This window comes from Streptomyces sp. NBC_00525, from assembly GCF_036346595.1.
Taxonomy (GTDB): Bacteria; Actinomycetota; Actinomycetes; order Streptomycetales; family Streptomycetaceae; genus Streptomyces.
Genome location: NZ_CP107834.1, coordinates 2391304 through 2414721 on the forward strand (window position 1 = coordinate 2391304; position 23418 = coordinate 2414721).

The 23418-nt window shown below is 71.0% G+C and carries 20 protein-coding genes and 1 tRNA gene; 12 read left to right on the top strand and 9 right to left on the bottom strand.

The features are described 5' to 3' along the window. From OG710_RS10560 to OG710_RS10585, 6 genes are all read left to right on the top strand, one after another. Nucleotides 1-1218, top strand: a complete 1218-nt coding sequence (locus tag OG710_RS10560; RefSeq protein WP_330239094.1) for a 50S ribosomal protein L11 methyltransferase — start codon at nt 1-3, stop codon at nt 1216-1218. A 37-nt stretch (nt 1219-1255) separates the two neighbouring features. Further along, nucleotides 1256-2608, top strand: coding sequence for a YcaO-like family protein (locus tag OG710_RS10565; RefSeq protein ID WP_330239095.1), 1353 nt, complete (start codon nt 1256-1258; stop codon nt 2606-2608). 14 nt (nt 2609-2622) lie between these two features. Next, nucleotides 2623-3315: a TfuA-like protein gene (locus OG710_RS10570; RefSeq protein WP_330239096.1), complete on the top strand. Its 693-nt coding sequence runs from the start codon at nt 2623-2625 to the stop codon at nt 3313-3315. Next, nucleotides 3315-4172, top strand: a complete 858-nt coding sequence (locus OG710_RS10575; protein WP_330239097.1) for a phytanoyl-CoA dioxygenase family protein — start codon at nt 3315-3317, stop codon at nt 4170-4172. Before OG710_RS10570 ends, OG710_RS10575 begins: the two co-directional genes overlap by 1 nt. Before the next feature lie 38 nt (nt 4173-4210). Then, a complete protein-coding gene (locus OG710_RS10580; RefSeq protein ID WP_330239098.1) occupies nt 4211-4996 on the top strand; it encodes a C1 family peptidase in 786 nt (261 codons plus the stop codon). 168 nt (nt 4997-5164) lie between these two features. Then, nucleotides 5165-5956, top strand: a complete 792-nt coding sequence (locus OG710_RS10585; RefSeq protein WP_330239099.1) for a hypothetical protein — start codon at nt 5165-5167, stop codon at nt 5954-5956. A gap of 59 nt (nt 5957-6015) precedes the next feature. On the opposite strand, the gene OG710_RS10590 is transcribed toward OG710_RS10585, so the two are convergent. Together OG710_RS10590 and OG710_RS10595 are read right to left on the bottom strand one after the other, a co-directional pair. After that, nucleotides 6016-6891, bottom strand: a complete 876-nt coding sequence (locus OG710_RS10590) for an isocitrate lyase/PEP mutase family protein (protein WP_330239100.1) — start codon at nt 6889-6891, stop codon at nt 6016-6018. A 124-nt stretch (nt 6892-7015) separates the two neighbouring features. Further along, nucleotides 7016-7966: a DMT family transporter gene (locus tag OG710_RS10595; protein WP_330239101.1), complete on the bottom strand. Its 951-nt coding sequence runs from the start codon at nt 7964-7966 to the stop codon at nt 7016-7018. Nucleotides 7967-8137: 171 nt separating this feature from the next. On the opposite strand from OG710_RS10595, the gene OG710_RS10600 reads away from it, so the two are divergent. Then, complete coding sequence (locus OG710_RS10600; protein WP_111335471.1) at nt 8138-8563, top strand: hypothetical protein; 426 nt, start codon at nt 8138-8140, stop codon at nt 8561-8563. 290 nt (nt 8564-8853) lie between these two features. Here OG710_RS10600 and OG710_RS10605 read toward each other — a convergent pair whose 3' ends face one another. After that, nucleotides 8854-10260, bottom strand: coding sequence for a cystathionine beta-synthase (locus OG710_RS10605; protein ID WP_330239102.1), 1407 nt, complete (start codon nt 10258-10260; stop codon nt 8854-8856). Nucleotides 10261-10424: 164 nt separating this feature from the next. Here OG710_RS10605 and OG710_RS10610 point away from each other — a divergent pair, with 164 nt between their 5' ends. From OG710_RS10610 to OG710_RS10620, 3 genes are all read left to right on the top strand, one after another. After that, entirely contained in the window at nt 10425-11468 is a 1044-nt protein-coding gene (locus OG710_RS10610) for an SGNH/GDSL hydrolase family protein (protein WP_330242210.1), read from the top strand. A 180-nt stretch (nt 11469-11648) separates the two neighbouring features. Continuing rightward, on the top strand, nt 11649-12869 hold the full coding sequence (locus OG710_RS10615) for an acetyl-CoA C-acetyltransferase (RefSeq protein WP_330239103.1): 1221 nt from the start codon (nt 11649-11651) through the stop codon (nt 12867-12869). A gap of 261 nt (nt 12870-13130) precedes the next feature. Continuing rightward, entirely contained in the window at nt 13131-13943 is an 813-nt protein-coding gene (locus OG710_RS10620) for a hypothetical protein (protein WP_111330786.1), read from the top strand. 59 nt (nt 13944-14002) lie between these two features. Here the strand turns inward: OG710_RS10620 and OG710_RS10625 are convergent, their stop codons facing one another. From OG710_RS10625 to OG710_RS10640, 4 genes are all read right to left on the bottom strand, one after another. Next, nucleotides 14003-14332, bottom strand: coding sequence for a hypothetical protein (locus tag OG710_RS10625; protein ID WP_330239104.1), 330 nt, complete (start codon nt 14330-14332; stop codon nt 14003-14005). Nucleotides 14333-14446: 114 nt separating this feature from the next. Continuing rightward, complete coding sequence (locus OG710_RS10630; RefSeq protein WP_330239105.1) at nt 14447-15319, bottom strand: Bax inhibitor-1/YccA family protein; 873 nt, start codon at nt 15317-15319, stop codon at nt 14447-14449. A 102-nt stretch (nt 15320-15421) separates the two neighbouring features. Then, a complete protein-coding gene (locus OG710_RS10635) occupies nt 15422-15784 on the bottom strand; it encodes a DUF4259 domain-containing protein (RefSeq protein WP_330239106.1) in 363 nt (120 codons plus the stop codon). A gap of 164 nt (nt 15785-15948) precedes the next feature. After that, nucleotides 15949-16034: transfer RNA gene (locus OG710_RS10640), tRNA-Leu, on the bottom strand. A gap of 554 nt (nt 16035-16588) precedes the next feature. Here OG710_RS10640 and OG710_RS10645 point away from each other — a divergent pair. Beyond that, a complete protein-coding gene (locus OG710_RS10645; protein ID WP_111330776.1) occupies nt 16589-17359 on the top strand; it encodes an ABC transporter ATP-binding protein in 771 nt (256 codons plus the stop codon). 64 nt (nt 17360-17423) lie between these two features. Beyond that, on the top strand, nt 17424-19952 hold the full coding sequence (locus OG710_RS10650) for an ABC transporter permease (protein ID WP_330239107.1): 2529 nt from the start codon (nt 17424-17426) through the stop codon (nt 19950-19952). Nucleotides 19953-20027: 75 nt separating this feature from the next. On the opposite strand, the gene OG710_RS10655 is transcribed toward OG710_RS10650, so the two are convergent. Both OG710_RS10655 and OG710_RS10660 read right to left on the bottom strand, forming a co-directional pair. Next, nucleotides 20028-21338 (bottom strand): cyclopropane-fatty-acyl-phospholipid synthase family protein, encoded by a 1311-nt coding sequence (locus tag OG710_RS10655; RefSeq protein WP_330239108.1) that lies wholly within the window; start codon nt 21336-21338, stop codon nt 20028-20030. A gap of 324 nt (nt 21339-21662) precedes the next feature. Next, on the bottom strand, nt 21663-23048 hold the full coding sequence (locus OG710_RS10660) for an NAD(P)/FAD-dependent oxidoreductase (RefSeq protein WP_330239109.1): 1386 nt from the start codon (nt 23046-23048) through the stop codon (nt 21663-21665). Nucleotides 23049-23418: the final 370 nt, after the last annotated feature.

Consider the following 23418-nt stretch of genomic DNA (forward strand, 5'->3'; position numbering starts at 1 on the left):
ATGTCGAAACTCACTCCCGACACCGTGCTCCACCGGGCACCGTCGTTCATCGCCGAGGTCGACACCAGCAACGAGGCGAAGGTCCACTACGAAAGCCGGATACTCAAGTTCGGCCACGACGCGTTCGCGTTGCTCGACCTCTTCCACACACCCCGCACGGTCGGACAGGCACTGACCCTGCTCGGACCGCGGCTGAAGGGCCCCCGGGCCACGCGCGAGGCGCTGGCGACCGTGGTCTCGCTCCACCAGGCCGGTCTGCTGCGCACCGAGCCGGTGGAGGGGTTCAGCAGCCAGCCCTTCCCCAAGGGCGGTTACGACGCCGCCTTCGTCCACATCGCCATGCTGGAGGACCCCGTACGCAAGGCGGCCTTCCAGCAGGCCGTCCGGGAGACGGTCCGGGAGGGGGACGTGGTCCTGGACCTGGGCACGGGTTCCGGCATCCTGGCGATCACCGCGGCCCAGGCGGGAGCCCGCAAGGTCTACGCGGTGGAACCGGCCGGCATGGTCCATCTCGCTCAGCGGATCGCCGAACGCAACGGCGTCGCCGACCGCATCGAGTTCATCCGCGGCTGGTCGCCCCAGCTGGAACTGCCCGAGCGGGCCGACGTCCTGCTGACGGACATCGTGGGCAACGAGGCGCTGGACATGCAGATCTGGGAGACCGTCCACGACGCCCGGCGCCGGCTGCTCAACGACTCGCCCCGCCTGGTCCCCGGCAAGCTGACCGCCTTCGCGACCCTGGCCCGCATCCCGGACGCGGTGCTCGACAAGCACCGGGTCACGCAAGGCCATCTCGCGCGCTGGAAGGAGATGTACGGCATCGACTTCAGCCCGATGGCGGAGTCCGAGAGCCGGCGTTCCATCGGCTTCTACGAGCGCCCCGAGACCGTACAGACGTGGGACGTCCTCTCCGAGCCGACCGAGCTGTACCAGGTGGACCTGCACCAGGACGCCTCGGCTTCGCTGGAGACCCGCTGCACCCTCGCCGCCCGCGACACGGGCGAGGCCAACGGCGTCATCGTCCACTTCGAGGCGCGGCTCGGGCCGACCACGACGCTGTCGACGGCGCCCTGGCTGGGCTGCGAGCGCAGCCACTGGTACACCGCCGTCTGGGCGCTCCCCGACCCCGTCAAGGTCGGCCCCGGCCAGGAACTCGACTACGCCTACCGGTACTTCGGCGACGGCACCTCCCACCTCGAATACGTCGGCGGCCGGTAGCAGGCCCGGCCGACACGACACCCAAGGAGTCCTTCCGTTGAAACTGCGCCCCAGCGTTCCCAAGATCGTCGGCAACGGCCCGCACCGGGAGATCACCGCCGAAACCACCTACGCGCGCATGGCCCCCCACCTCAAGCGGATCGGTGTGACCAGGGTCGCCAACATCACCGGTCTCGACCGGGTCGGCATACCGGTCTACAACGCGATCGTGCCTCGTGCGTTCGACATCATCTCCGTCTACAACGGCAAGGGCGCCACGGACATCGACGCCAAGACGTCGGCCGTCATGGAGGCCGTCGAACGGTTCTCCGCCTCCCTGCCCATGCGGCCCGCGGCCATCGCCTCCTATCCCGAACTGGAGGCTTCCGGACGCCGCGTGCTCGACCCCCGGTCGTGCAACTTCGAGCTGCACCACGCCTACAGCATCGACACCCCGATCTCCTGGGTCGAGGGATACGACCTGATGCACGAGCACAGCGTGCTCGTGCCGCAGTTCCTGGCCGGCTACTACATGAGCTACCACGAGGTGCCCTGCTACCCGGTCTCCACGACCAACGGCATCGCCTCCGGCAACTCCCTGGAAGAGGCCATCTGCCACGCCCTGTGCGAACTCGTCGAACGCGACGACTGGACGATGGCCGACCTCATCTCCAACCGGCTCGGAAAGCTCGCGGCCGACGCCGAGGGAAGCGCGGTCGGGGCCGCCATCCGGGCGTGGGCGCAGGAACGCCACCCCAGCCTCGACCCGTCGACGCTCCCGCCGCGCGCCCAGTTCTTCATGGAGAAGTTCCACAACGCCGGCATCGACATCGAGGTCAAGAACATCACCTCGGCGACCGGCATCCCCAGCTTCCAGGCCGTGGTGTCCGAGTTCGTGGACGAGTCGTTCTCCCGCTCCCACCACGGGATCGGCACCCACCCGGACGCCGAGGTCGCGGTCACCCGTGCGATCAGTGAGGTCGCCCAGTCCCGCGTCGTGGACATCCAGGCCATGCGGGAGGACATCACCGCGGCCGGCCAGCCCGTGGAGAAGGCCCTCTACCACGTGCGGCGCAGCAACCGGGCGAATCCCGAATCGTGGGCGATCAGGCCGTCCGCCCGGTCCGTCCGGCTCCAGGACATCGCGTCGCACCCCAGCACGGACGTGATGGCCGATGTCCGGCTGCTGCTGCAACGGCTGCGGGCCCGCGGACTCGACCGGGCCATCGTGGTCGACCTCTCCGCGCCCGGCGTGCCCGCCTCGGTCGTACGGGTCATCGTGCCCGGCATCGAGTCCTGGACCGTCGACCGCAACAAGCTCGGGCCCCGTGCCACGCAGGCGTGGAACAGCACGCTGGCGACGATCCACTCCGCTCAGCAGAGCCTCCGCACCGCCGGTTCCGCACAGTGACAGGAGAAGACACCATGCGCACGGTCGTGTTCCTCGGCCCCAGCCTGCCGCATGAGGAAGCCGCGTCGTACCTTCCCGGCGCCGAGTTCCTGCCGCCCATCGAGCGCGGCGACATCGACACCCTCATGGCGCGGGCCGAGCCGCCCCGATGTATCGGCATCGTCGACGGAAAGTTCATGCAGAGCTTCTCGATCTCCCCCAAGGAGATCCTGAAGGCCATGGACCGCCGGGTCCGGGTCTACGGGTCCTCCAGCATGGGGGCCCTGCGGGCCGCCGAGCTCGACGTCTTCGGCATGACCGGGATCGGCACCGTCTACGACATGTACGCCTCCGGCAGGGTGGAGGACGACGACGAAGTCGCCATCACGTTCGACAGCGAGTCGCTGCGCCCGGTGTGCGAACCGATGGTCAACATCCGGGTCTCGATCAGCGAAGCGCTGCGCCGGGAGGTGGTGAGCGCGGAGAACGCCGAGCTGTTCCTGGCGACGGCCAAGTCCCTCTACTTCCCCCAGCGCACCAGCGCGGCCGCCCTGCACAAGCTGAAGGGCACCATGCCCGAGCCCGACCGGCAGCGCCTGGCCGAGTTCCTGCGCTCGCCCGAGGCCCCGGACGCCAAGCGGGAGGACGCCATCGCCCTGCTCACCGCCCTGCGGGAGCACACGGAGCCCACCGGGAAGGGCGCCCTCGCCGCGGAGGTGGCAGCCTGATGACCGTCACCACAAGCCTTGCCGAGCGGTTCCACACGGACGGGTACGCCTTCCCCGTGGACGCCCTGACACCGGCCGAAGCCGCTCGGGCGGTGGAGGACTGCCGCACGTATCTGCAGACCGTCAGCGCCGTCGGCGGCGCGCTGGCCCGGTACGCCGCCTTCCCGAAGATCCACCTGGTGTCGATGTGGGCGGACCGTATCGTCCACCATCCCGCGATCGTCGACGCGGTCGAGTCGCTGCTCGGCCCGGAGCTGCTCGTCTGGTCCACCAACCTCTTCATCAGGCCGGCCCACAGCGGCAGCTCGCTCGCCTGGCATCAGGACGCCGTCTATCTGGGCCTTGACGGACTCCAGCGGCACGCGGTGCGGGTCTGGGTCGCGCTGACCGATACGACGGTCGCCAACGGCACGATGCGCTACGCGCGAGGCTCACATCTGCGGGGCCCGCTCCCGCACCGGTTCAGCGGTTCCGGCCTCGAGGACATCATGCGCGGCGAGGAGATCGCCGTCGAGATCGACGAGGCGAACGCCGTCGACGTCGTCCTCGAAGCCGGCCAGTGCAGCCTGCACCACCTGGCCATGGCCCATTGCTCAGGTCCCAACCACACGGACAGCGGACGCTTCAACCTCGCGATCGACTACATCACCCCGCAGGTCGCCCCCACGGCGGGCGAGGACAGCGCGCTCCTCGTCCGCGGTGGGAACACCGGTGCCTTCCTGCCCGAGGCCAGGCCCGTATCGGACTTCGACGGCGCGGCACTGCGGCAGTTCTACGCCGCCGCGGCCCGCCGCCAGAAGCGGATCGACGAGACGATCTCGAGCCGTGGCACCACTCGGGACCAGGACCGGACATGACCGGCGGAACGGCAGCGCGGGGAACTCCTCCACAGCCCATGACCGCGGACGACGCCTACCTCTCCCGCATCCGGCCCCCCTGGTGGAGCAGCGGCCGGACGCCGGAGCACATGGACCTGTCCAGCTGGATGCCGCCCGTGATCAACCAGGGCCGGGTTCCGCTGTGCACCGCCGCCGTCACCACGGCCATAGCCGGCTACTACGCCCGCCGGGCCGAGCACGTGGAGTTCACCGGGTCGGTCCTGTTCAACTACCGCCTCTCCCGTGTGCTCGCGGGCCTCGCCGACCGCAAGGGCTCGCGGCTGGAGCACAGCTTCCGGGCCTGGGCGGAATCCGGGCTGTGCGAGGAATCGGCCTGGCCCTACGACCAGCACGGCCTGACCAGGGTGGACCGGGACCCGCCCGAACACTGCCATGCCACCGCCCGGCGCACGCGCCCCGTGAGCAGCCGGCTGTCCGCGTCCGGCGGAACGGAGGCGCTGGACCTGGCCCGCCGTGCGATTTCCCTGGGTATTCCCGTGAGTGTGGAGATCCGGCTCTGTCCCTCGATCTCCATGTCCTTGCTCAATGGCGGTGTCATTCCCGTACAGATGACGACCGAGCAGTCCGTGGGACCGCACGTCATCCTCCTGACCGGCTACCACGATCACGTCGACACCGCTCCGTACGACCGGGGAACCGGGCCGGGCGCGTTCCAGGTGCGCAACAGCTGGGGAACCCAATGGGGCAACAAAGGCTACGGCCTCCTGCCCTACGCCTTCCTCGAACAGCAACTGACAGGGGAACACTGGATTGTCGTGGAACAGGACTGGGTGGAACAGTGACGGCCACCGGATTTTTGCGAACGAATACGGCCACCCACACACTTGTCCACGATTCCTCATGAAGAGGCACCTGCCATGATTGCCTGGAAGCCGACCGCCCGCCGCAAGGACAGGTGAACCGCATTGAGGAAGTTCTTGGCAACCGCTGCCCGGTGGGCGGCACCCACCGTGGTCCTCGCCCAGGCGTGCCTTGTGTGGACCGGCGTGTTCAGCCTCGGTGAGGCCGTCGCGGTGGGGCTGCTTCTCGAACTCCTGCTGGCCGGGATCGTGATCACCGAAATCACCCTGGCCAGGCGGGCCTTCCGCGCTTCCAAGAGCCAGGGGGCCGACGGGCAGGAGGCCCTCAACCAGGCGCTGTCCGCCGTGCTGCCGGGGCCTGTCGCCAAGGCGATGGGGATGGAGTTCGGGCTCTTCCGCGCGCTCTGGCGCTGGATCCGCCGGAAGCCGGACACGCCCGAAGGGCACCAGATGCTCAGCTACGGCTCCGAAATCAAGCCAATTATGTGGGTGATGGTCTTTCTCGTGCCGCTGGAGATCCTCGCCGTCGAACTTCTGATCCCCTGGAAGGTGGCACGCATCGTCCTGCTCGTGCTCTCCGTGTACGGATCGGTATGGCTGCTCGGATTCATCGCGGCACTCTCCATCCGCCCTCACACGGTCGGTGACGGAAAGATCGTCCTGCGGTTCGCCCACTTCACTCAGATCGCCATTCCGCTGGAACTCGTCGAATCGGTGCGCACGTCGCGGCACAGCGGCTACCGCAGGGCGGTCAGCATCAGCGATGAAGTGCTGGCCATGCCGATCGGCGACTCCACCACGCTCAGCATCAAACTGCGCGAGCCCTACTCGGTGGCGCCCAAGCCCGGAATGCCGGAGCAGGAAGTACGAGAGGTCCGCTTCGCCGCGGACAACACCCGCGAAGCCATCCGCATACTGAACACGAGCATCTCCGGGGCCTGAACCGTTCAGGACGAGGCCGGGTTCGCGATGAACGTGCGCCCGGCCGGGCGGCCGGGCGGTCAGGCGGTCATCGTCGCGTTGGCCTCGGGGTAGGGCAGGGCGTCGGCCCCGAAGCCGAAGGTCCCCCGGGTACGGATCTCCTCGGCGGCGCGGGCGACCGCGCCGAGCGCCGCCCGTGCCATCGCCGAGCCGACGCTGACCCGCCGCACACCGAGCGCGCCGAGTTCCGCCAGGGACAGCGGGAGGGCGGGCGAGCCCATCAGGACGTTGACCGGTCGGTCGACGGCGGCGCAGACCGCGCGCACCGCTTCGCCGTCCGGGAGGCCCGGCGCGTACAGGACGTCGGCGCCGGCCTCCGCGTACGCCCGCAGCCTGCGGATGGTGTCCGGCAGGTCGGCGCGGCCCTGGAAGAAGTTCTCGGCGCGGGCGGTCACGGTGAAGGGGAAGTCGAGGGCGCGTGCGGCGGCGACGGCCGCGGCCACGCGTTCCACCGCCTCGTCCAGGGGGCGTACGGGGTCGTCCGCCCGGCCCGTGGAGTCCTCGACCGAGCCGCCGACGAGGCCGGCCCCGGCGGCGAGCCGGATGGTCTCGGCGACGTCCTCCGGCGTCTCGCCGAAGCCGCTCTCCAGGTCGGCGGAGACCGGGAGACGGGTCGCCGCCACGATCTGCGCGGCGTTCGCGAGGACCTCCGGCCGGCCGACCCGGTTCGCGCCGTCCGGCAGGCCGAGGCCGTAGGCCAGTCCGGCGCCGGTGGTGGCGAGTGCGGCGAAGCCGAGTCCGGTCAGCAGCCGGGCGGTTCCGGCGTCCCACGGGTTGGGGACGACGAAGGGCTCGGGGCCCTCGTGGAGCCGGCGGAAGGCCAGGGCACGGGCCCGCTGGTCGGCGGGGCTCAAGGGGTTCTTGAGCGTTGCTGAAGAAGTGACGGGCGCATTCATGGTGACGATCCCTCCTGAGCGCTGTTGTCGGACTGCGCGAACGGGTCGGACGACCGGACGACCGGACGAGTTCGACGCGCCGCATTCCGTGACCGGATCATCATCGGCGAGAAAGGCGCCGTATTCATCGCGAGGGAACGTCCAGGGAATTTCCGGGACCGGCCGAATCGACCGCGGCGGGCGCCGGTGCGGCGGGCTCCCCTGGTCCGCGCCCGCGGAAGCCGCGCATCCGGGAGACCGCGACCCCGCCCAGGCAGATGGCTCCGCCGAGGAGGGTGATCCAGCCCGGCACCTCGTCCAGGGCGATCCAGGAGATGAGGATGACCACGGCGGGCACCGCGTAGGTGGTGGCCCCCATCTTCCCGGCGGTGGTCCGCGACAGCGCGTACGCCCAGGTGGAGAAGGCCAGCGCGGTCGGGAAGAGCCCCAGGTACACGACGTTGAGCGTGGCCGAGACGGGCGCGTCGGCCAGGTCCGAGACCAGCTGCCCGCTGAACGGCAGGCAGGCGACGGCCCCGATGACACAGCCGTACGTGGTCACCTGCATCGGTGTGCCGTGGCGCAGCGCGGGTTTCTGCAGGACCACGCCGGCCCCGTACGCCACCGCGGCCAGCAGGCAGAGCCCGATCCCCAGGACCGAGGACGAACCGCCGCCGGAGGACGAGAAGCCGACGACGACCGCGCCGGCGAAGGACACGGCCATGCCCGCCAGCAGCAGCGGCGGAAAGCCCTCCTTCAGGAGCCAGCCGCCGAGCAGCGCGACCACCATCGGCCCCACGTTGACGACCATGGACGCCGTTCCCGCGTCCACCAGTTGCTCGCCCCAGTTCAGCACGACCATGTAGACGCCGAACCAGAGCACCCCCGATCCGGCGATTCCCGGCCAGGCCTTGCGGGGCGGTACTCCCCCGCGCTTGACCAGCAGCAGGCAGACCAGCGCCGCGGACCCCGTCAGAAGCCGCCCCAGGGCCAGTGCTCCGGGTTCGAAATAGTCCGCCGAAGCACGGATGGACACGAATGCGGAGGCCCAGAGCACCACCGTGACCGATGCGGCGGCAATCGCCCGCCGGTCCATCCCGGAACCTCCGGATAATGCGTTCATTCGAGCGACCTCGCCTTACTTCTCTCACCACGATGGGTCGCCGGAGAGCGTACCGAGCGGCGCGTATCGAAAGCCCTGTGTCCGGCTGGAAGAGGGGGGTTACCCCCACTGACGCGGCCGTCGCTCCTTCGTACCGTGGGCACCATGGACGCAACCGACACCGAGCTCGACAAGGAGCTCAAGGCGACTCTGCAAGCCCGTGGCGAGCTGGGGGCCGACTACGACTCCGCGCTCGTCGAATCGTTCCTGGAGAAGGTGGAGCAGCGGCTCGACGCCACGCTCGACCGCAGGGTCCGGCGCCATCTGGCCGAGGAGCGGACCGCCGTCGCCCGCGGCGGCCGGGCCCCGGAGCATCCGCACGGCAACTTCGGCGAGCGCTTCGGCTTCGGCATCGTCTCGCTGGTGCTGGCCGTCCCGCTCTCGGCGATCGGCGCCGCGAACGCGGGCATCGGCGGGCTGCTCGTGGCCTGGCTGGGCATCGTCGGCGTCAACGTCTTCCAGACCGGCCACGGCCGGCGGCTGTTCCGCGGCCGCGAGGAGCGGCGCGCGTCCCCCGACTGGGAGAACTGAGGCCGCGCGCTCACGCCCGGCGGGCCCGGCTCGTGGCGGCTGTCGCGGGGACCGCCGCACCCCCGAGGTCCGGAGGGCGGGACGACGACGGTCCCCGCGCGGGACGCGGCGGGCCGGAGCCCGCGGCGCGCCCGGGCGACGGTGGAGGTCCGGGAGCCGCTCCGTAGTCCGTTGTCGCCGGCCGGTGCCGGCGGATCTCCTCCACCGGCACCACCACTGTGCCCGAGCCGTGTTGAGCCGGTGTTGCGGCGACGTGACGCGCGCGTGCCGTTCGTGCGAAACGCGGACCGCTACTTCCCGGCGGCCGGGGCGTCCTTCGCCAGATAGGCGAGCAGGTCCTGCCGGCTGACGACGCCCTTCGGCTTGCCCTCCACCAGCACGATCGCCGCGTCCGCCGCGCCGTTGCCGCCGAGCACCGCCATCAGGTCCTCGACCGGCTCGCCGGAGCCGACCTGCGGCAGCGGCGGCGACATGTGCTTCTCCAGCGGGTCGCTGAGCGAGGCGCGCTGGGCGAACAGGGCGTTCAGCAGCTCGCGCTCCACCACCGAGCCGATGATCTCGGCGGCCATCACGTCCGGGTGGCCCGCGCCCGGCTTCACGATCGGCATCTGCGAGACGCCGTACTCGCGCAGCACGTCGATCGCCTCGCCGACCGTCTCCTCCGGGTGCATGTGGACGAGGGTGGGGATCGGGCCCGCCTTGTGGTCCAGCACGTCCGCGACCCGCGCCGAGGGACCGGTGTCCTCCAGGAAGCCGTAGTCGGCCATCCACTCGTCGTTGAAGATCTTCGAGAGGTAGCCGCGTCCGCTGTCCGGGAGCAGGACCACGACCACGTCGTCCGGGCCGAGCCGCCGGGCGACCTCCAGGGCGCCCACGACCGCCATGCCGCAGGAGCCGCCGACGAGCAGCCCCTCCTCCTTGGCGAGCCGGCGGGTCATCTGGAAGGAGTCCTTGTCGGACACGGCGACGATCTCGTCGGTGACCTCGCGGTCGTAGGCCGAGGGCCAGAAGTCCTCGCCGACGCCCTCGACGAGGTAGGGGCGGCCGGAGCCGCCCGAGTAGACCGAGCCCTCCGGGTCGGCGCCGACGACCTTGACGGCGCCGCCGCTGACGTCCTTGAGGTAGCGGCCGGTACCGCTGATCGTGCCGCCGGTCCCGACGCCCGCCACGAAGTGGGTGATCCTCCCCTCCGTCTGCTCCCACAGCTCGGGACCGGTGGTCTCGTAGTGGGAACGCGGGTTGTTCGGGTTGGAGTACTGGTCGGGCTTCCAGGCGCCCGGCGTCTCACGGACCAGCCGGTCGGAGACGTTGTAGTACGAGTCGGGGTGCTCGGGGTCGACCGCCGTGGGGCAGACGACGACCTCGGCACCGTAGGCGCGCAGTACGTTGATCTTGTCCGTGGACACCTTGTCCGGGCAGACGAAGACGCACTTGTACCCCTTCTGCTGCGCGACGATGGCCAGGCCGACGCCCGTGTTGCCGCTCGTCGGCTCGACGATCGTGCCGCCGGGCTTCAGCTCGCCGCTCTGCTCGGCGGCCTCGATCATGCGCAGGGCGATGCGGTCCTTGACCGACCCGCCGGGGTTGAAGTACTCGACCTTGGCCAGGACCGTCGCCTGGATGCCGGCCGTGACACTGCGCAGCCTCACCAGCGGGGTATTGCCTACGAGACTGATCATCGAATCGTGGTATCGCACCGTGTACTCCGGGATCTCCGAGATGGTCCGGCAAGCGTATGCGTACGAGCACGAGATCGGGCGGCGCGATTGAACAGCGGGCGGTAGCGGGCAGGTAGCTGTGTGTACGGCTCTACGGCGGTACGTGCGACGAGGAGGTGGACCGGACTGTGTCGACGGCAAGGGTGGCACGGCGGATCGCGGCGGGCGCGGCCTACGGCGGTGGCAGCATCGGGCTGCTGGGGGCCGCGGCGGTCGGGGTCCTGCTGGCGGAGGTCCAGCTGGCGAAGCGGCAGGTGGGCGGCGGTATCGCCCCGGTGCCGCCGAGCGCGGACGGACGGTACGGGGTGGCGTTCGCGGGCCCGGCGGAGCCGTTGCGGCTCGGGCTGCTCGGCGACTCCACGGCGGCCGGACAGGGGGTGCGGCGGGCCGGGCAGACACCGGGTGCGCTGCTGGCCTCCGGGCTCGCCGCGGTGTCGGAGCGGCCGGTGGACCTGCGCAACGTGGCGCTGCCCGGGGCCCGGTCGGACGATCTGGAGCGGCAGGTTTCGCTGCTGCTCGCGGACCCGTCCCGGACGCCGGACGTGTGCGTGATCATGATCGGGGCCAACGATGTGACGCACCGGATGCCCGCGACCCAGTCGGTGCGCTGTCTGACGACGGCGGTGCGCCGGCTGCGGACGGCCGGGGCCGAGGTCGTCGTGGGCACCTGTCCGGACCTGGGCACGATCGAGCCGGTGTACCAGCCGCTGCGCTGGCTGGCCCGGCGGGTGAGCCGGCAGCTCGCGGCGGCGCAGACGATCGGCGCGGTGGAGCAGGGCGGGCGCACGGTGTCGCTGGGCGACCTGCTGGGCCCGGAGTTCGCGGAGAACCCCCGGGAGCTGTTCGGCCCGGACAACTACCACCCCTCCGCCGAGGGCTACGCCACCGCCGCCATGGCCGTGCTGCCGACGCTGTGCGCGGCGCTGGGCCTGTGGCCCGAGTCGGACCGGCTGGACGGCGCGCGGCGCGAGAACATGCTGCCGGTGGCCAAGGCGGCCTCCCAGGCGGCCAAGGAGGCCGGTACGGAGGTCACGGGGGCCCGCGCGCCCTGGGCCCTGCTCAAGCACCGCAGGCGGCGGCGCCTGCCCGACGCCACGGAGCCGCACCCGGAGGCGGAGGCGGGCGCGGGCGCGGAGGACGGCGGCGCGACCCGGATGGACCACCGCAGCGGGGAGCCGAGACGGTGAGCGGGGCGGCCGGACGGTCGCGGCGAGGCGGTGTGCGGGGCGGCCGGGAGCCCGTGACTGAGCGCTCGCTTAGAAAAGAGGCCCTCATCACACGCCGCGTCGGGTGACCCGCGCGCTACGTGCGGGTAATTTCCAGAGCAGTCGTGCCAGACAGCCGTCCAGCCCTCATGGAGCCGCGTGATGCCCGAAGCCGTGATCGTCTCTGCCGCCCGCTCGCCCATCGGCCGGGCCTTCAAGGGTTCGCTGAAGGACCTGCGCGCGGACGACCTGACCGCCACCATCATCGAAACGGCGCTGGCCAAGGTCCCCGAGCTGGACCCGAAGGACATCGACGACCTGATGCTCGGCTGCGGGCTGCCCGGCGGCGAGCAGGGCAACAACCTGGGCCGGATCATCGCCGTGCGGATGGGGATGGACCACCTCCCCGGCTGCACGGTGACCCGCTACTGCTCCTCGTCCCTCCAGACGAGCCGCATGGCCCTGCACGCCATCAAGGCCGGCGAGGGCGACGTCTTCATCTCGGCCGGTGTGGAGATGGTCTCCCGCTTCACCAAGGGCAACTCGGACAGCCTGCCGGACACGCACAACCCGCTCTTCGCGGAGGCGGAGGCCCGTACCGCCGCCCGCGCCGAGGAGTCCGGCGCGGGCTGGCACGACCCGCGCGAGGACGGCCTCGTCCCGGACGCCTACATCGCGATGGGCCAGACCGCGGAGAACCTGGCCCGGCTCAAGGGCATCACCCGCCAGGACATGGACGAGTTCGGCGTACGGTCGCAGAACCTCGCCGAGGAGGCCCTGAAGAACGGGTTCTGGGAGCGCGAGATCACCCCGGTGACCACGCCGGACGGCACCGTCGTGGCCAAGGACGACGGCCCGCGCGCGGGCGTCACGCTGGAGGGCGTCCAGGGGCTGAAGCCGGTCTTCCGCCCGGACGGCCTGGTCACGGCCGGCAACTGCTGCCCGCTCAACGACGGCGCCGCCGCGCTGGTGATCATGTCCGACACCAAGGCGCGCGAGCTGGGCCTCACCCCGCTGGCCCGGATCGTGTCCACCGGCGTCTCCGGCCTCTCTCCCGAGATCATGGGCTACGGCCCCGTCGAGGCGAGCAGGCAGGCGCTCCGGCGGGCCGGGCTGACCATCGGCGACATCGACCTCGCCGAGATCAACGAGGCGTTCGCCGCCCAGGTCATCCCCTCCTACCGGGACCTCGGGCTGCCGCTGGAGAAGGTCAACGTCAACGGCGGCGCCATCGCCGTCGGCCACCCCTTCGGCATGACCGGCGCCCGGATCACCGGCACGCTGATCAACAGCCTCCAGTTCCACGACAAGCAGTTCGGCCTGGAGACCATGTGCGTCGGCGGCGGCCAGGGCATGGCCATGGTGATCGAGCGTCTGAGCTGATCAGGGCGGGTTTCCGGCCCTCACCGGCCACCGAGCCCCGACCGTGACCGAATCTCCCCCAGGATGTGATGTATCTCCTGGGGGAGAGTCGTTTCCGCAGGTCACACTGGTGATCGAGGGTTACACCGGGCCTAAAGACCTGTCCATTTCGTGACGTAATGCACTGACAGCCGGTGCCGTTGGGGGACAAGCTGATGTAGGAAGCTCGGGGGATCGATTGAAACCGGGAGTATGTCAGTGAGCGCCATGCCTATTGCCCTGTTGCTGACCACCGCCGCCGCCACGGCCGTGGGCGCCGCCGCTCTGCACGCTGCTCACGGGCTGCGCAGGCAGGTGTCCGCCCTCCGCAAGGAGCTGGCCGAGAACCGCGCCGTTACAGCCGCCGTACCCCCTCAGACCCGTCACGACACCACCTCCGCCGAAGAAATACGCGCCGCGGTCGCGGAGGCACTCGCCGAGGAGCGGGAGCGCGAGCTGGCCGAGGCCCGCGCGTTCTGGGCCTCGCAGGAGGCGCGGGACGCGGCCGACGCCCCCTCGCTGCTCGGCGGGCTGGCCGGCCTCGGTGAGGACGCCCCGTTCTTCATGCCGCGCCAGAGCGACTTCGCCGGTCTCGACGCCATGGACCTCGAAGCGGTGGAGGCCGTGGACGAGCTGACCGAGACGGTCGGCCTGAACGAGGCGGCCGAGTTCCCCGAGGACTCCCCCGAGCTGGCCGCGGCCCGCCGCCGCCACCCCTCGCACCCCGACTTCGTGCCGGTCCAGACGCCCGTCGTCACCGACCACGAGCGCACCGTGAACCGCCTGGAGGAGCTGGCGGACAGCCGTACCGAGCTGTCCGACGTGCGCCCCGGCCCGCTCGGCACGCTCGACGTGTACGTGTTCGCCGACGGCACCACGCTGTGCATGACCCCCGGCCACCGCGAGACCGCGGAGCGCCTGGCCGAATCGCTGCGGGCCGGCGAGCACCCGGTGCTGCTGGGCGGCTCCGGCGTCTCCGGCGCGTACGCGCTGACGTTCTCCTGCGGCAAGGAGAACGTGTACATACTCGCCGACCGCGTCATAGCGAGCTTCTGAGCCCCGCTCCCCCGACCCGCCCCGCCCCTACCCCCGGTCCGGTCCGGTCCCGGGCGTCCCTACGCGAGGCCCTGTCCGAAGGCCCGCGCGGCCGCCTCGTCGACGTATCGCACGGCCTCGTCCAGCTCCGTGGACGGGGCCGTTTCCAGTGCCACGGCCAGGTCCCGCCCGGCGACGGCGAGCTGGTCGCCGACCGCGAAGACCCCGGCGTCCGGCATGATCCGCGGCTCCCGGCCGGGCTCCTGCGCCCGCTGGGCCCGTACCGACAGCTCGCGCGCGGTGGCGAGCCCCGCGGCCGCCGCACCCCGCTGGAGCCGGCTCTGCGGGGCGGCGCGCAGCCGGTCGGCGAATCGGTCCACGGCGATGATCAGAGGAGTCGTATCGAGCACCCCGCGACCCTATCCCGCACCCCGATCCGCAACACGGGAGCACACGAAGAAGCGGCCCGCCGCCTCCGGGAGGGAGGCGGCGGGCCGCTCGGTGCGCGCCGGGCGCGGGGACGGTCAGTCGTCGCCGCTGAGGATGGAGAGCAGGCGCAGCATCTCCAGGTAGATCCAGACCAGGGTCATGGTCAGGCCGAAGGCGGCCAGCCAGGACTCCTCGCGCGGAGCGCCGTACGCGATGCCGTCCTCGACCTGCTTGAAGTCGAGCGCGAGGAAGCAGGCGCCGAGGATGATGCCGATGACGCCGAACAGGATGCCGAGGCCACCGCTGCGGAAGCCGAGGCCGTCACCGCCACCGAAGGCGGCGAACAGCAGGTTGACGACCATCAGGAGCATGAAGCCCATGGCGGCGGCCATCACGAAGCCGTAGAAGCGGCGGGTGACCCGAATCCAGCGCATCTTGTACGCGAGCAGCACACCGGCGAAGACACACATGGTGCCCATCACCGCCTGCATCACGACGCCGGGCCCGATGTGGGTGCTGACCGCGCTGGAGATGACGCCGAGGAACACGCCCTCGAAGGCGGCGTACGCCAGGATCAGCGCCGGGACGGGCTTGCGCTTGAAGGACTGGACGAGCGACAGCACGAACGCGATGATCGCGGCGCCGATGGCGATGCCGTACGACGTGCCGAGGTTGTCCTTGTCGACCGGCAGCAGCGCCCAGGCGAGCGCGGCCCCGAGCACGACCGTGCCCAGCGTCATCGCCGTGCGCGTGACGACGTCGTCGATGGACATCGCGCCGGTGCGGGCGGGCGCGGGGGCGCCCGTGGCGGCGTACGGGTTCGTCGCGTACGGGTTCGGGGCGGTGCCCTGCGCGTACGGGTTGGCACCCGCTGCGGGGGCCCCGGCCTGCGGCGCCGCGTTGAAGCCCGCGTAACCGTTGTCGCGGCTGAAGCCCCGTCGCGAGAAGACCGGGTTGCTGCTCCTCATCTCACTCCTCCATGGCCACCCAGCGTGGCCTTCCCACAAGAGTAATGGGTAGGCAAAGCAATCGGTCCAGTACCGAAGGAGGATCTTTCCACCGCGGGCTCCTCACCCGGCGGCATCCGCCAGCCGGTCGAAGGTCGCGGTCAGAACCGCCCGCCGCTCCTCCTTGAACCCCTCCACCGGCCCCAGGTCGTCGATGGTGCGCTCCCACACCGCGAGGTACGCGTCCCGCCACCCCCGGATCACCTCCGGCGCCGGCAGGGTCACACCGACCCAGCCGCGCTCGCGCAGCAGGAGGAGCAGTTCCACGTTGCAGGGGACGGCCACGCCGTCGTACTCGTCCGGCTCGATCCCCACCGGATCACCGGCCATCGCCCCGGCCACCTCGCCGACGAGGCGCTCCACCAGCGCGGAGAGATGGTCCGCCGCCGTATCACTGTCGAAGTTCCCCACACCCCAGGTCCCCACGGTCCACCCCTCGCCTCATCACCGCCGGTGTTGGGGGCCATCACAGCACGGGACACTGACAACGCCGGGGGCGACGGGGGTGGGGTGGGGGTGGTTGCGGATATTCTGGCGGGTGCGGTGCGGGGGTGTGGGGGTCTTGGCTTCGGTTGCCCGCAGGCGCGCGATGGTGCCCGGAACCGGACTCGAACCGGTACGCCCCCGAGGGGCAGCGAGGTTTAAGCTCGCCGTGTCTGCATTCCACCATCCGGGCCTTGGCGCGCGGCTCCGCGTTGGCACATGACCCTATCCGGGGGGCTCGGCGCGATCAGCCGAACAGTGGCTCGATGTTGTCTTATTTATCGATCTCTTGAGTCCCCGTCAGCCCATGTGGAAGGCATACCCACATGCCCGGGCGAAGGGGCGGCAGTACAGCGGCAGTACCGGAGTCCCAGTCGAATTGACGGAAAGTCGCCGCACGGACACAGCCGATTCGCCAGGGGCGCGCCACCGATCGCCAGGGGTGCGCCACCCGGTGGCTGATTCTAGAGCTCGGCACGGTCGTCCACGCGGCGCGGGACCGGGCGTGTCACGGGGGCGGACGGCCGTTTCCCCTAGGCCGCACGGAGGCGGATGTCATACCCGAGGAGGATGCCGAGGGGGTGATGGTGCGACTCGAGAGGGCCCCGGGAACGGGCACGGGGATTGACGCCCCGCGGCCGTCCGGCGGAGACGATGGAGCGGTACCCCCGACCCGGAAGCCACGCCCTCGCGGCGGGCCCCGGGCCGGTCCCGTCCCGTACGCATCCACCCACCCTGGAGTCTGCCGTGACCACCATGTCCACCGCTCACCGCGCCACCGCGGTGGCCGCCCGCGCCACGGAACTGTCGAAGGTCTACGGCGAGGGCGAGACACGCGTGACCGCCCTCGACCGGGTCACCGTGGACTTCCCGCAGGGCGAGTTCACCGCGATCATGGGCCCGTCCGGCTCCGGCAAGTCCACGCTGATGCACTGTGTGGCCGGTCTGGACAGCTTCAGCGGCGGTTCGGTGCGCATCGGCGAGACGGAGCTCGGCTCCCTCAAGGACAAGCAGCTCACCCAGCTCCGCCGGGACAAGATCGGCTTCATCTTCCAGGCGTTCAACCTGCTGCCGACGCTGACCGCCCTGGAGAACATCACGCTCCCGATGGACATCGCCGGCCGCAAGCCCGACCAGGAGTGGCTGGGCCGGGTCATCGAGATGGTGGGCCTCTCCGACCGGCTCGGGCACCGCCCCACCGAACTCTCCGGCGGCCAGCAGCAGCGCGTGGCGGTGGCCCGAGCGCTGGCCTCCCGGCCCGAGATCATCTTCGGGGACGAGCCCACCGGCAACCTCGACTCGCGCTCCGGCGCCGAGGTCCTCGGCTTCCTCCGCAACTCCGTGCGCGAACTGGGCCAGACCGTGGTGATGGTGACGCACGACCCGGTCGCCGCCTCCTACGCGGACCGGGTCATCTTCCTGGCGGACGGGTCGATCGTGGACCAGATGATCCGCCCCACCGCCGACGGGGTGCTCGACCGGATGAAGGCATTCGACGCCAAGGGCCGCACCAGCTGAGCCGGACCCCGCCCGCGCTCCGTACCGCCCCCTTCGGCCCACCTTCCTCACAGGACTGACAGACATGTTCCGAACCGCCCTGCGCAATGTGCTCGCGCACAAGGCCAGACTGCTGATGACGATCCTCGCCGTGACCCTCGGCGTGGCCTTCGTCTCCGGCACCCTGGTCTTCACCGACACCCTCGGCAACGCCTTCCGCAACCAGTCGGCCAAGAGCTACGACGGCATCGCCGTCGCCGTCACCACCTACGCCGACCAGCGCGACAACGACGACCGCGCCGTCGACGAAGCCACCCTGGAGAAGATCCGGGCCCTGGACGGCGTCGCCTCCGCGACCGGCCGGGTGGACGGCTTCGCCGGGGTCGCCGACCCCGACGGCAAGCTCATCGGCAACGGCTGGTCCAACGCCGGCGCCAACTTCGCCCCCGGCGAGGACGGCCGGGACCCCGCGTACGACTTCACCTCGGGCAAGGGCCCCGTGGAGCCCGGCGGGGTCGCGCTGGACAAGGACACCGCGCGGAAGGGCGAGTACGAGGTCGGCGACACCGTGCGCGTCGCCACCAACGGGCCGGTGAAGGAATACACCCTGACCGGGATCTTCACCACCGAGGACGGCGCGGTCAACGCCGGCGGCAGCCTGGTCCTCTTCGACACACCCGTCGCCCAGAAGCTGTTCCTGCGCCCCGGCGAGTTCAAGGACGTCTCCGTCGCCGCCGCGCCCGGCGCCTCCGACGAGAAGCTGCTGGCGGCCGTGAAGCCGCTGCTGCCCGAGGGCGCCGACGCCAAGACGGGCACGGCCCGCGCGGACGAGCAGGCGAAGGACATCGAGAAGCAGCTCAACGGGATCAACTGGGTGCTGCTCTCCTTCGCGGGCGTCGCCCTGTTCGTCGGCGTCTTCCTGATCGCCAACACCTTCACCATGCTGGTCGCCCAGCGCACCAAGGAGCTGGCCCTGCTGCGCGCCGTCGGCGCCTCCCGCCGCCAGGTCAAGCGCTCGGTGCTCCTGGAAGCCGCCGTGGTCGGCCTCAGCGCCTCCGTGATCGGCTTCGCGCTCGGCCTCGGGCTCGCCGTCGGGCTGCGCTCGGCCATGGGTCTGCTGGGCGGCAAGATCCCGGCCGGTCCGCTGGTCGTCGCCCCGCTCACCTTCGCCGCCGCCTTCACGGTCGGTGTCCTGATCACCGTGCTGGCCGCCTGGCTGCCCGCCCGCCGGGCCGCGAAGATCCCCCCGGTCGCCGCGATGAACAGCGCGACCGCGGTGGCCACGGTCAGGTCCCTGGTCGTGCGCAACACCATCGGCGGCATCATCACGCTGCTGGGCGCCGCCGGCATCCTCGGCGGCGCGGCCACGGGCGGGACCTCCGGCCGGCTGCTCGTCGGGGGCGGCACGTTCCTGGCGCTGATCGGCATCATCATCCTGATCCCGCTGCTGTCCCGCCCGGTGATCGCCCTGGTGCGCCCGCTGCTGATGCGGCTGTTCGGGGTGTCCGGCAAGCTCGCCGCGCAGAACGCGGTCCGCAACCCCCGGCGCACCGGTGCCACCGCCTCCGCGCTGGCGATCGGCCTCACCCTGGTCACCGGCATCTCGGTGCTCGGGGTCACCCTCGGCCACGCGGTCGACAAGCTGACCACGGACAACATCAAGGCCGACTACATGGTCTCGATGGCCGGCGGCGACCCGCTCGACGAGTCCGCGCTGACCGCGCTGGAGAAGGCGAAGGGCGTCACCGCCGTCTCGCCCCAGCAGAACGTCTGGCTGACGGTCGGCGACAGCGGCGTCTCGGCGTCCGGGGTCACGCCGGGCGACGTGCAGCAGGTCCTCGCCGTCGACACCGTCGCCGGTTCGCTCGACTCGCTGGAGAAGGGCGAGATCGCCGTCGCGGAGAAGACCGCGAAGTCGCGGGGCTGGAAGCCCGGTGACACCGTCCGGGTCACCTTCCACGACAAGAAGAAGGGCACGCTCAGGATCGGCGCCCTCTACACGGACAACGAGTTCCTCTCGCCGGTCCTCGTCCCCCGCTCCGTCATCGCTCCGCACGAGCCCAAGGGCGACATCCGGGAGATCTGGGTCAAGACGGAGGGCGGCGCGAGCGCGGCCAACGAACAGGCCCTGGTGGACGCGCTGGGCGGCAACCCGGGCATGAGCGTCATGGACCGCCAGGACATCCGGGACATGTTCGGCGGCAGCGTCAACCTCATCATGAACATCATGTACGGGCTGCTCGGCATGGCCCTGATCATCGCGGTGCTCGGGGTCGTCAACACCCTGGCCATGTCGGTGTTCGAGCGCCAGCAGGAGATCGGCATGCTGCGGGCCATCGGCCTGGACCGGCGCCGCGTCAAGCGGATGATCCGGCTGGAGGCGGTCGTCATCTCGCTGTTCGGCGCGGTGGTCGGCATCGGGCTCGGGCTGTTCCTCGGCTGGGCGATCGGCCGGACCGTGTCCGCGAGCATCCCGCAGTACGTCCTGGTCGTCCCGTGGGACCGGATCGCGCTGTTCCTGCTGCTGGCCGGTGCGGTGGGCGTACTGGCCGCCCTGTGGCCGGCCCGCAGCGCCGCCAGGCTCAACATGCTGACGGCCATCAAGACCGAGTAGGCGTACCCGTACGACGCACGGGGCCGGTGTCCGCTGCCCGCGGACACCGGCCCCGTTCCGTCGCCGTTACGGCGCTCAGGCCGTCGCGTCGGCCCGCCAGACGCGGGCGCGCAGTGGCATCCGCGAGGCGCCGTCCTCCTCGGGGCGCACCGCCAGGATCTGGTTGACGCCGATCCGGTTGCGTTCGAAGGAGAGCGCGGAGGCGGCCATGTACAGCCGCCAGACCCTGGCCCGGCCGGGCGAGACCAGCCGCACGGCGCGCGCCCAGTCGCGCTCCAGGTTGGTGACCCACTGCCGCAGCGTCAGCGCGTAGTGCTCGCGCAGCGCCTCGACGTCCCTGGCCTCGAAGCCGGCGTCCTCCAGGATGGACAGGGTCCGGCCGACCGGGGCCAGTTCCCCGTCCGGGAAGACGTAGGCGTCGATGAAGGCGTCGATCTCGTAGGCGGACTCGTCCCGCTCCGGGCGGCGGCCGATCTGGTGGTTGAGCAGGCGCCCGCCGGGCTTGAGGAGGGCGTAGAGGTCGTCGGCGTACTCGCGGTAGCGGGCGGAGCCGACGTGCTCGGCCATGCCGATGGAGGAGATCGCGTCGTAGGGCCCGTCGCGGACGTCCCGGTAGTCCTGGACGCGGATGTCGATCAGGTCGGCGAGGCCCTCGTCGGCGATACGCTTCCTGGCGTAGGCGGCCTGTTCGGCGGAGAGGGTCACGCCGGTGACGCGGGCGCCGTACTCGCGGGCGGCGTGGATGGCCATGGAGCCCCAGCCACAGCCGACGTCGAGCAGGCGGTCGCCCTTCTTGAGCGCGAGCTTGCGGCAGACCAGGTCGAGCTTGTCGCGCTGGGCCCCCTCCAGCGTTCCGGCGTCCTCCCAGTAGGCGCAGGAGTAGACCATGGAGGGCCCGAGGACCAGGGCGTAGAAGTCGTTGCCCACGTCGTAGTGGTGGCTGATGGCCTGCTTGTCGCGGCGCTTGGTGTGCCGGGTGCCGCTGCGGCCGCGCACCTCTTCGGGGGGCGGGGCGGGCGGGAGCCCGGGGCCGGCCAGTTTCAGGAACTCCCCGGCGGCGGCCCGCACGCGTGGGTCGCGTACCGCTCCGAGGCCCCCCTTCGCGTTCGCGCCGTCGCCGCGCTCCCAGAGGAGCCCGGCCATCAGGTCCAGGGCCTCGTACAGGTCGCCGTCGATGTCGAGTTCGCCGGCCACCCAGGCGCGGGCGAGGCCGAGTTCGCCCGGTTTCCACAGCAGCCGGCGCAGGGCGCGGCGGTGCTTGACGACGAGGACGGGGGCGCCGGGCGGTCCGGCCTCGCTGCCGTCCCAGGCCCGGACGCGGACCGGTAGGGGTTGTCCCAGCAACTCCTGGGCGAGAGCGGTCAGCCGCAATGCGGCGTCTGCCATGGCGCACACCTCCGTGACGGTGTTTCCCGACGTGCCCGAACATGCCCACACATGTCCTCGACCACGCCCGGCGCCCGCGGCGTCCCGGCGTGGTACATCCCTCACAACAGTCTCCGGCGGCCGGGCCATCCCGCTACCGGGCAAGGGAACGGCAAAGAGCATGCAGGGCGCACGCATCCTGCGCGGGTGCGGGTCGCGCGCCCCCGTGCGCCGTACGGTGCCGGTCGTCGCCGGATACGCCGAAGGGGCCGTCCGCACCACGGATGGCGGACGGCCCCTTCGGGCGTTGTGCGTCTTGCCGCTGCCGGGCGGACCCGGCGTGGGTCAGGAGGCCTTGGCCTTCTCGCCCACCGGCTTGGCGGCGGCCGGCGCGGGGGCCGGCTTGGCAGCCTCGTAGAACTCCTCGCGCGGCGTCTCCATGGCGCCGAGCGAGACGACCTCGCGCTTGAGGAACATCGCCAGGGTCCAGTCGGCGAAGATCCGGATCTTACGGTTCCAGGTCGGCATGGCCAGACCGTGGTAGCCGCGGTGCATGTACCAGGCGAGACGGCCCTTGAGCTTGATCTTCATCTTGCCCATGACGATCATCGCCACACCCTTGTGCAGCCCCAGGCCCGCGACCGCGCCCTTGTTGGCGTGGCTGTACTCGGCCTGCGGGAAGCCGCGCATCCCGGAGATGACGTTGTCGCCGAGGACCTTGGCCTGGCGCAGCGCGTGCTGGGCGTTGGGCGGGCACCAGGCGTTGGGGTTGCCGGCCTTGCGGCCGACGACGTCCGGGATCTGGGCGTTGTCGCCGGCGGCCCAGATGTAGTCGGTGCCCTGCACCTGGAGCTTCTCGGAGGTGTCCACGTGGCCGCGGGGGCCGAGCGGCAGACCGAAGCGGGCCAGGGCCGGGTTCGGCTTGACGCCGGCCGTCCACACGATGGTGTTGGAGTCGACCTCAAGGCCGTTCTTCAGCACGACGTGGCCGTCGACGCAGGAGTCCATGGAGGTCGAGAGGAAGACCTCGACACCGCGGGACTCCAGGTGCTCGCGGCCCCAGGTGCCGAGCTTCGGGCCGACCTCGGGGAGGATCTTGTCGGCGGCGTCGACGAGGATGAAGCGCATGTCCTCGCGCTTCACGTTGGTGTAGTACTTGGCCGCGTCGCGGGCCATGTCCTCGACCTCGCCGATGGTCTCCGCGCCGGCGAACCCGCCGCCCACGAAGACGAAGGTGAGGGCCTTGCGGCGGACGTCCTCGTCGGTCGTGGAGTCGGCCTTGTCCAGCTGCTCCAGGACGTGGTTGCGCAGGCCGATGGCCTCCTCGATGCCCTTCATGCCGATGCCCTGTTCGGCGAGGCCGGGGATCGGGAAGGTGCGGGAGACCGCGCCGAGCGCGATGACGAGGTAGTCGAAGGGCAGCTCGTAGGACTCGCCGACCAGCGGCGCGACCGTGGCGACCTTGCGGTCCTGGTCGATGGTGGTGACGCGGCCGGTGAGGACCTCGGCCTTGGGCAGGACGCGTCGCAGCGGGACGACGACATGCCGAGGCGAGATGCTGCCGGCAGCAGCTTCGGGGAGGAAGGGCTGGTAGGTCATGTACGACCGGGGGTCGACGACCGTGACGGTCGCCTCGCCGTAGCGCATCTTCTTGAGGATGCGCCGAGCTGCGTACAGGCCTACGTACCCACCGCCTACTACGAGGATCCTGGGACGCTCCGTGGTGCTCATGCCATCGAGTATCCACCCCCCTCGGAGGGCATGCTCGTGAGCCCCTTCACAAGGATGTGGCCACCCTCTGCTATAGTTCGCCGCCCGCGTGACCCAGGTCATGAGCCGCGCCGGGAACCCCACCCCTCCGGTGAACGTTGTTCACCGCCTGTGAGCTGGCCCTGGGCCCCGCGACCCCGGCCACCCCCGGACCGGACCCCACCCCGGCCTTCACTCCCGGAACCCCCCGTTCCGCCCCCCGAGTGACCCCGCTCACCCCATCCGGGGCAGAAGTCCGGACCGGGGTGGCCAATCTCTTGTGAAGAAGTTCACGAAGTTGGTCGCGGGGCGGCCCGAAAGCCGCCCCACCAGGCACATCCCGCCCACTCAA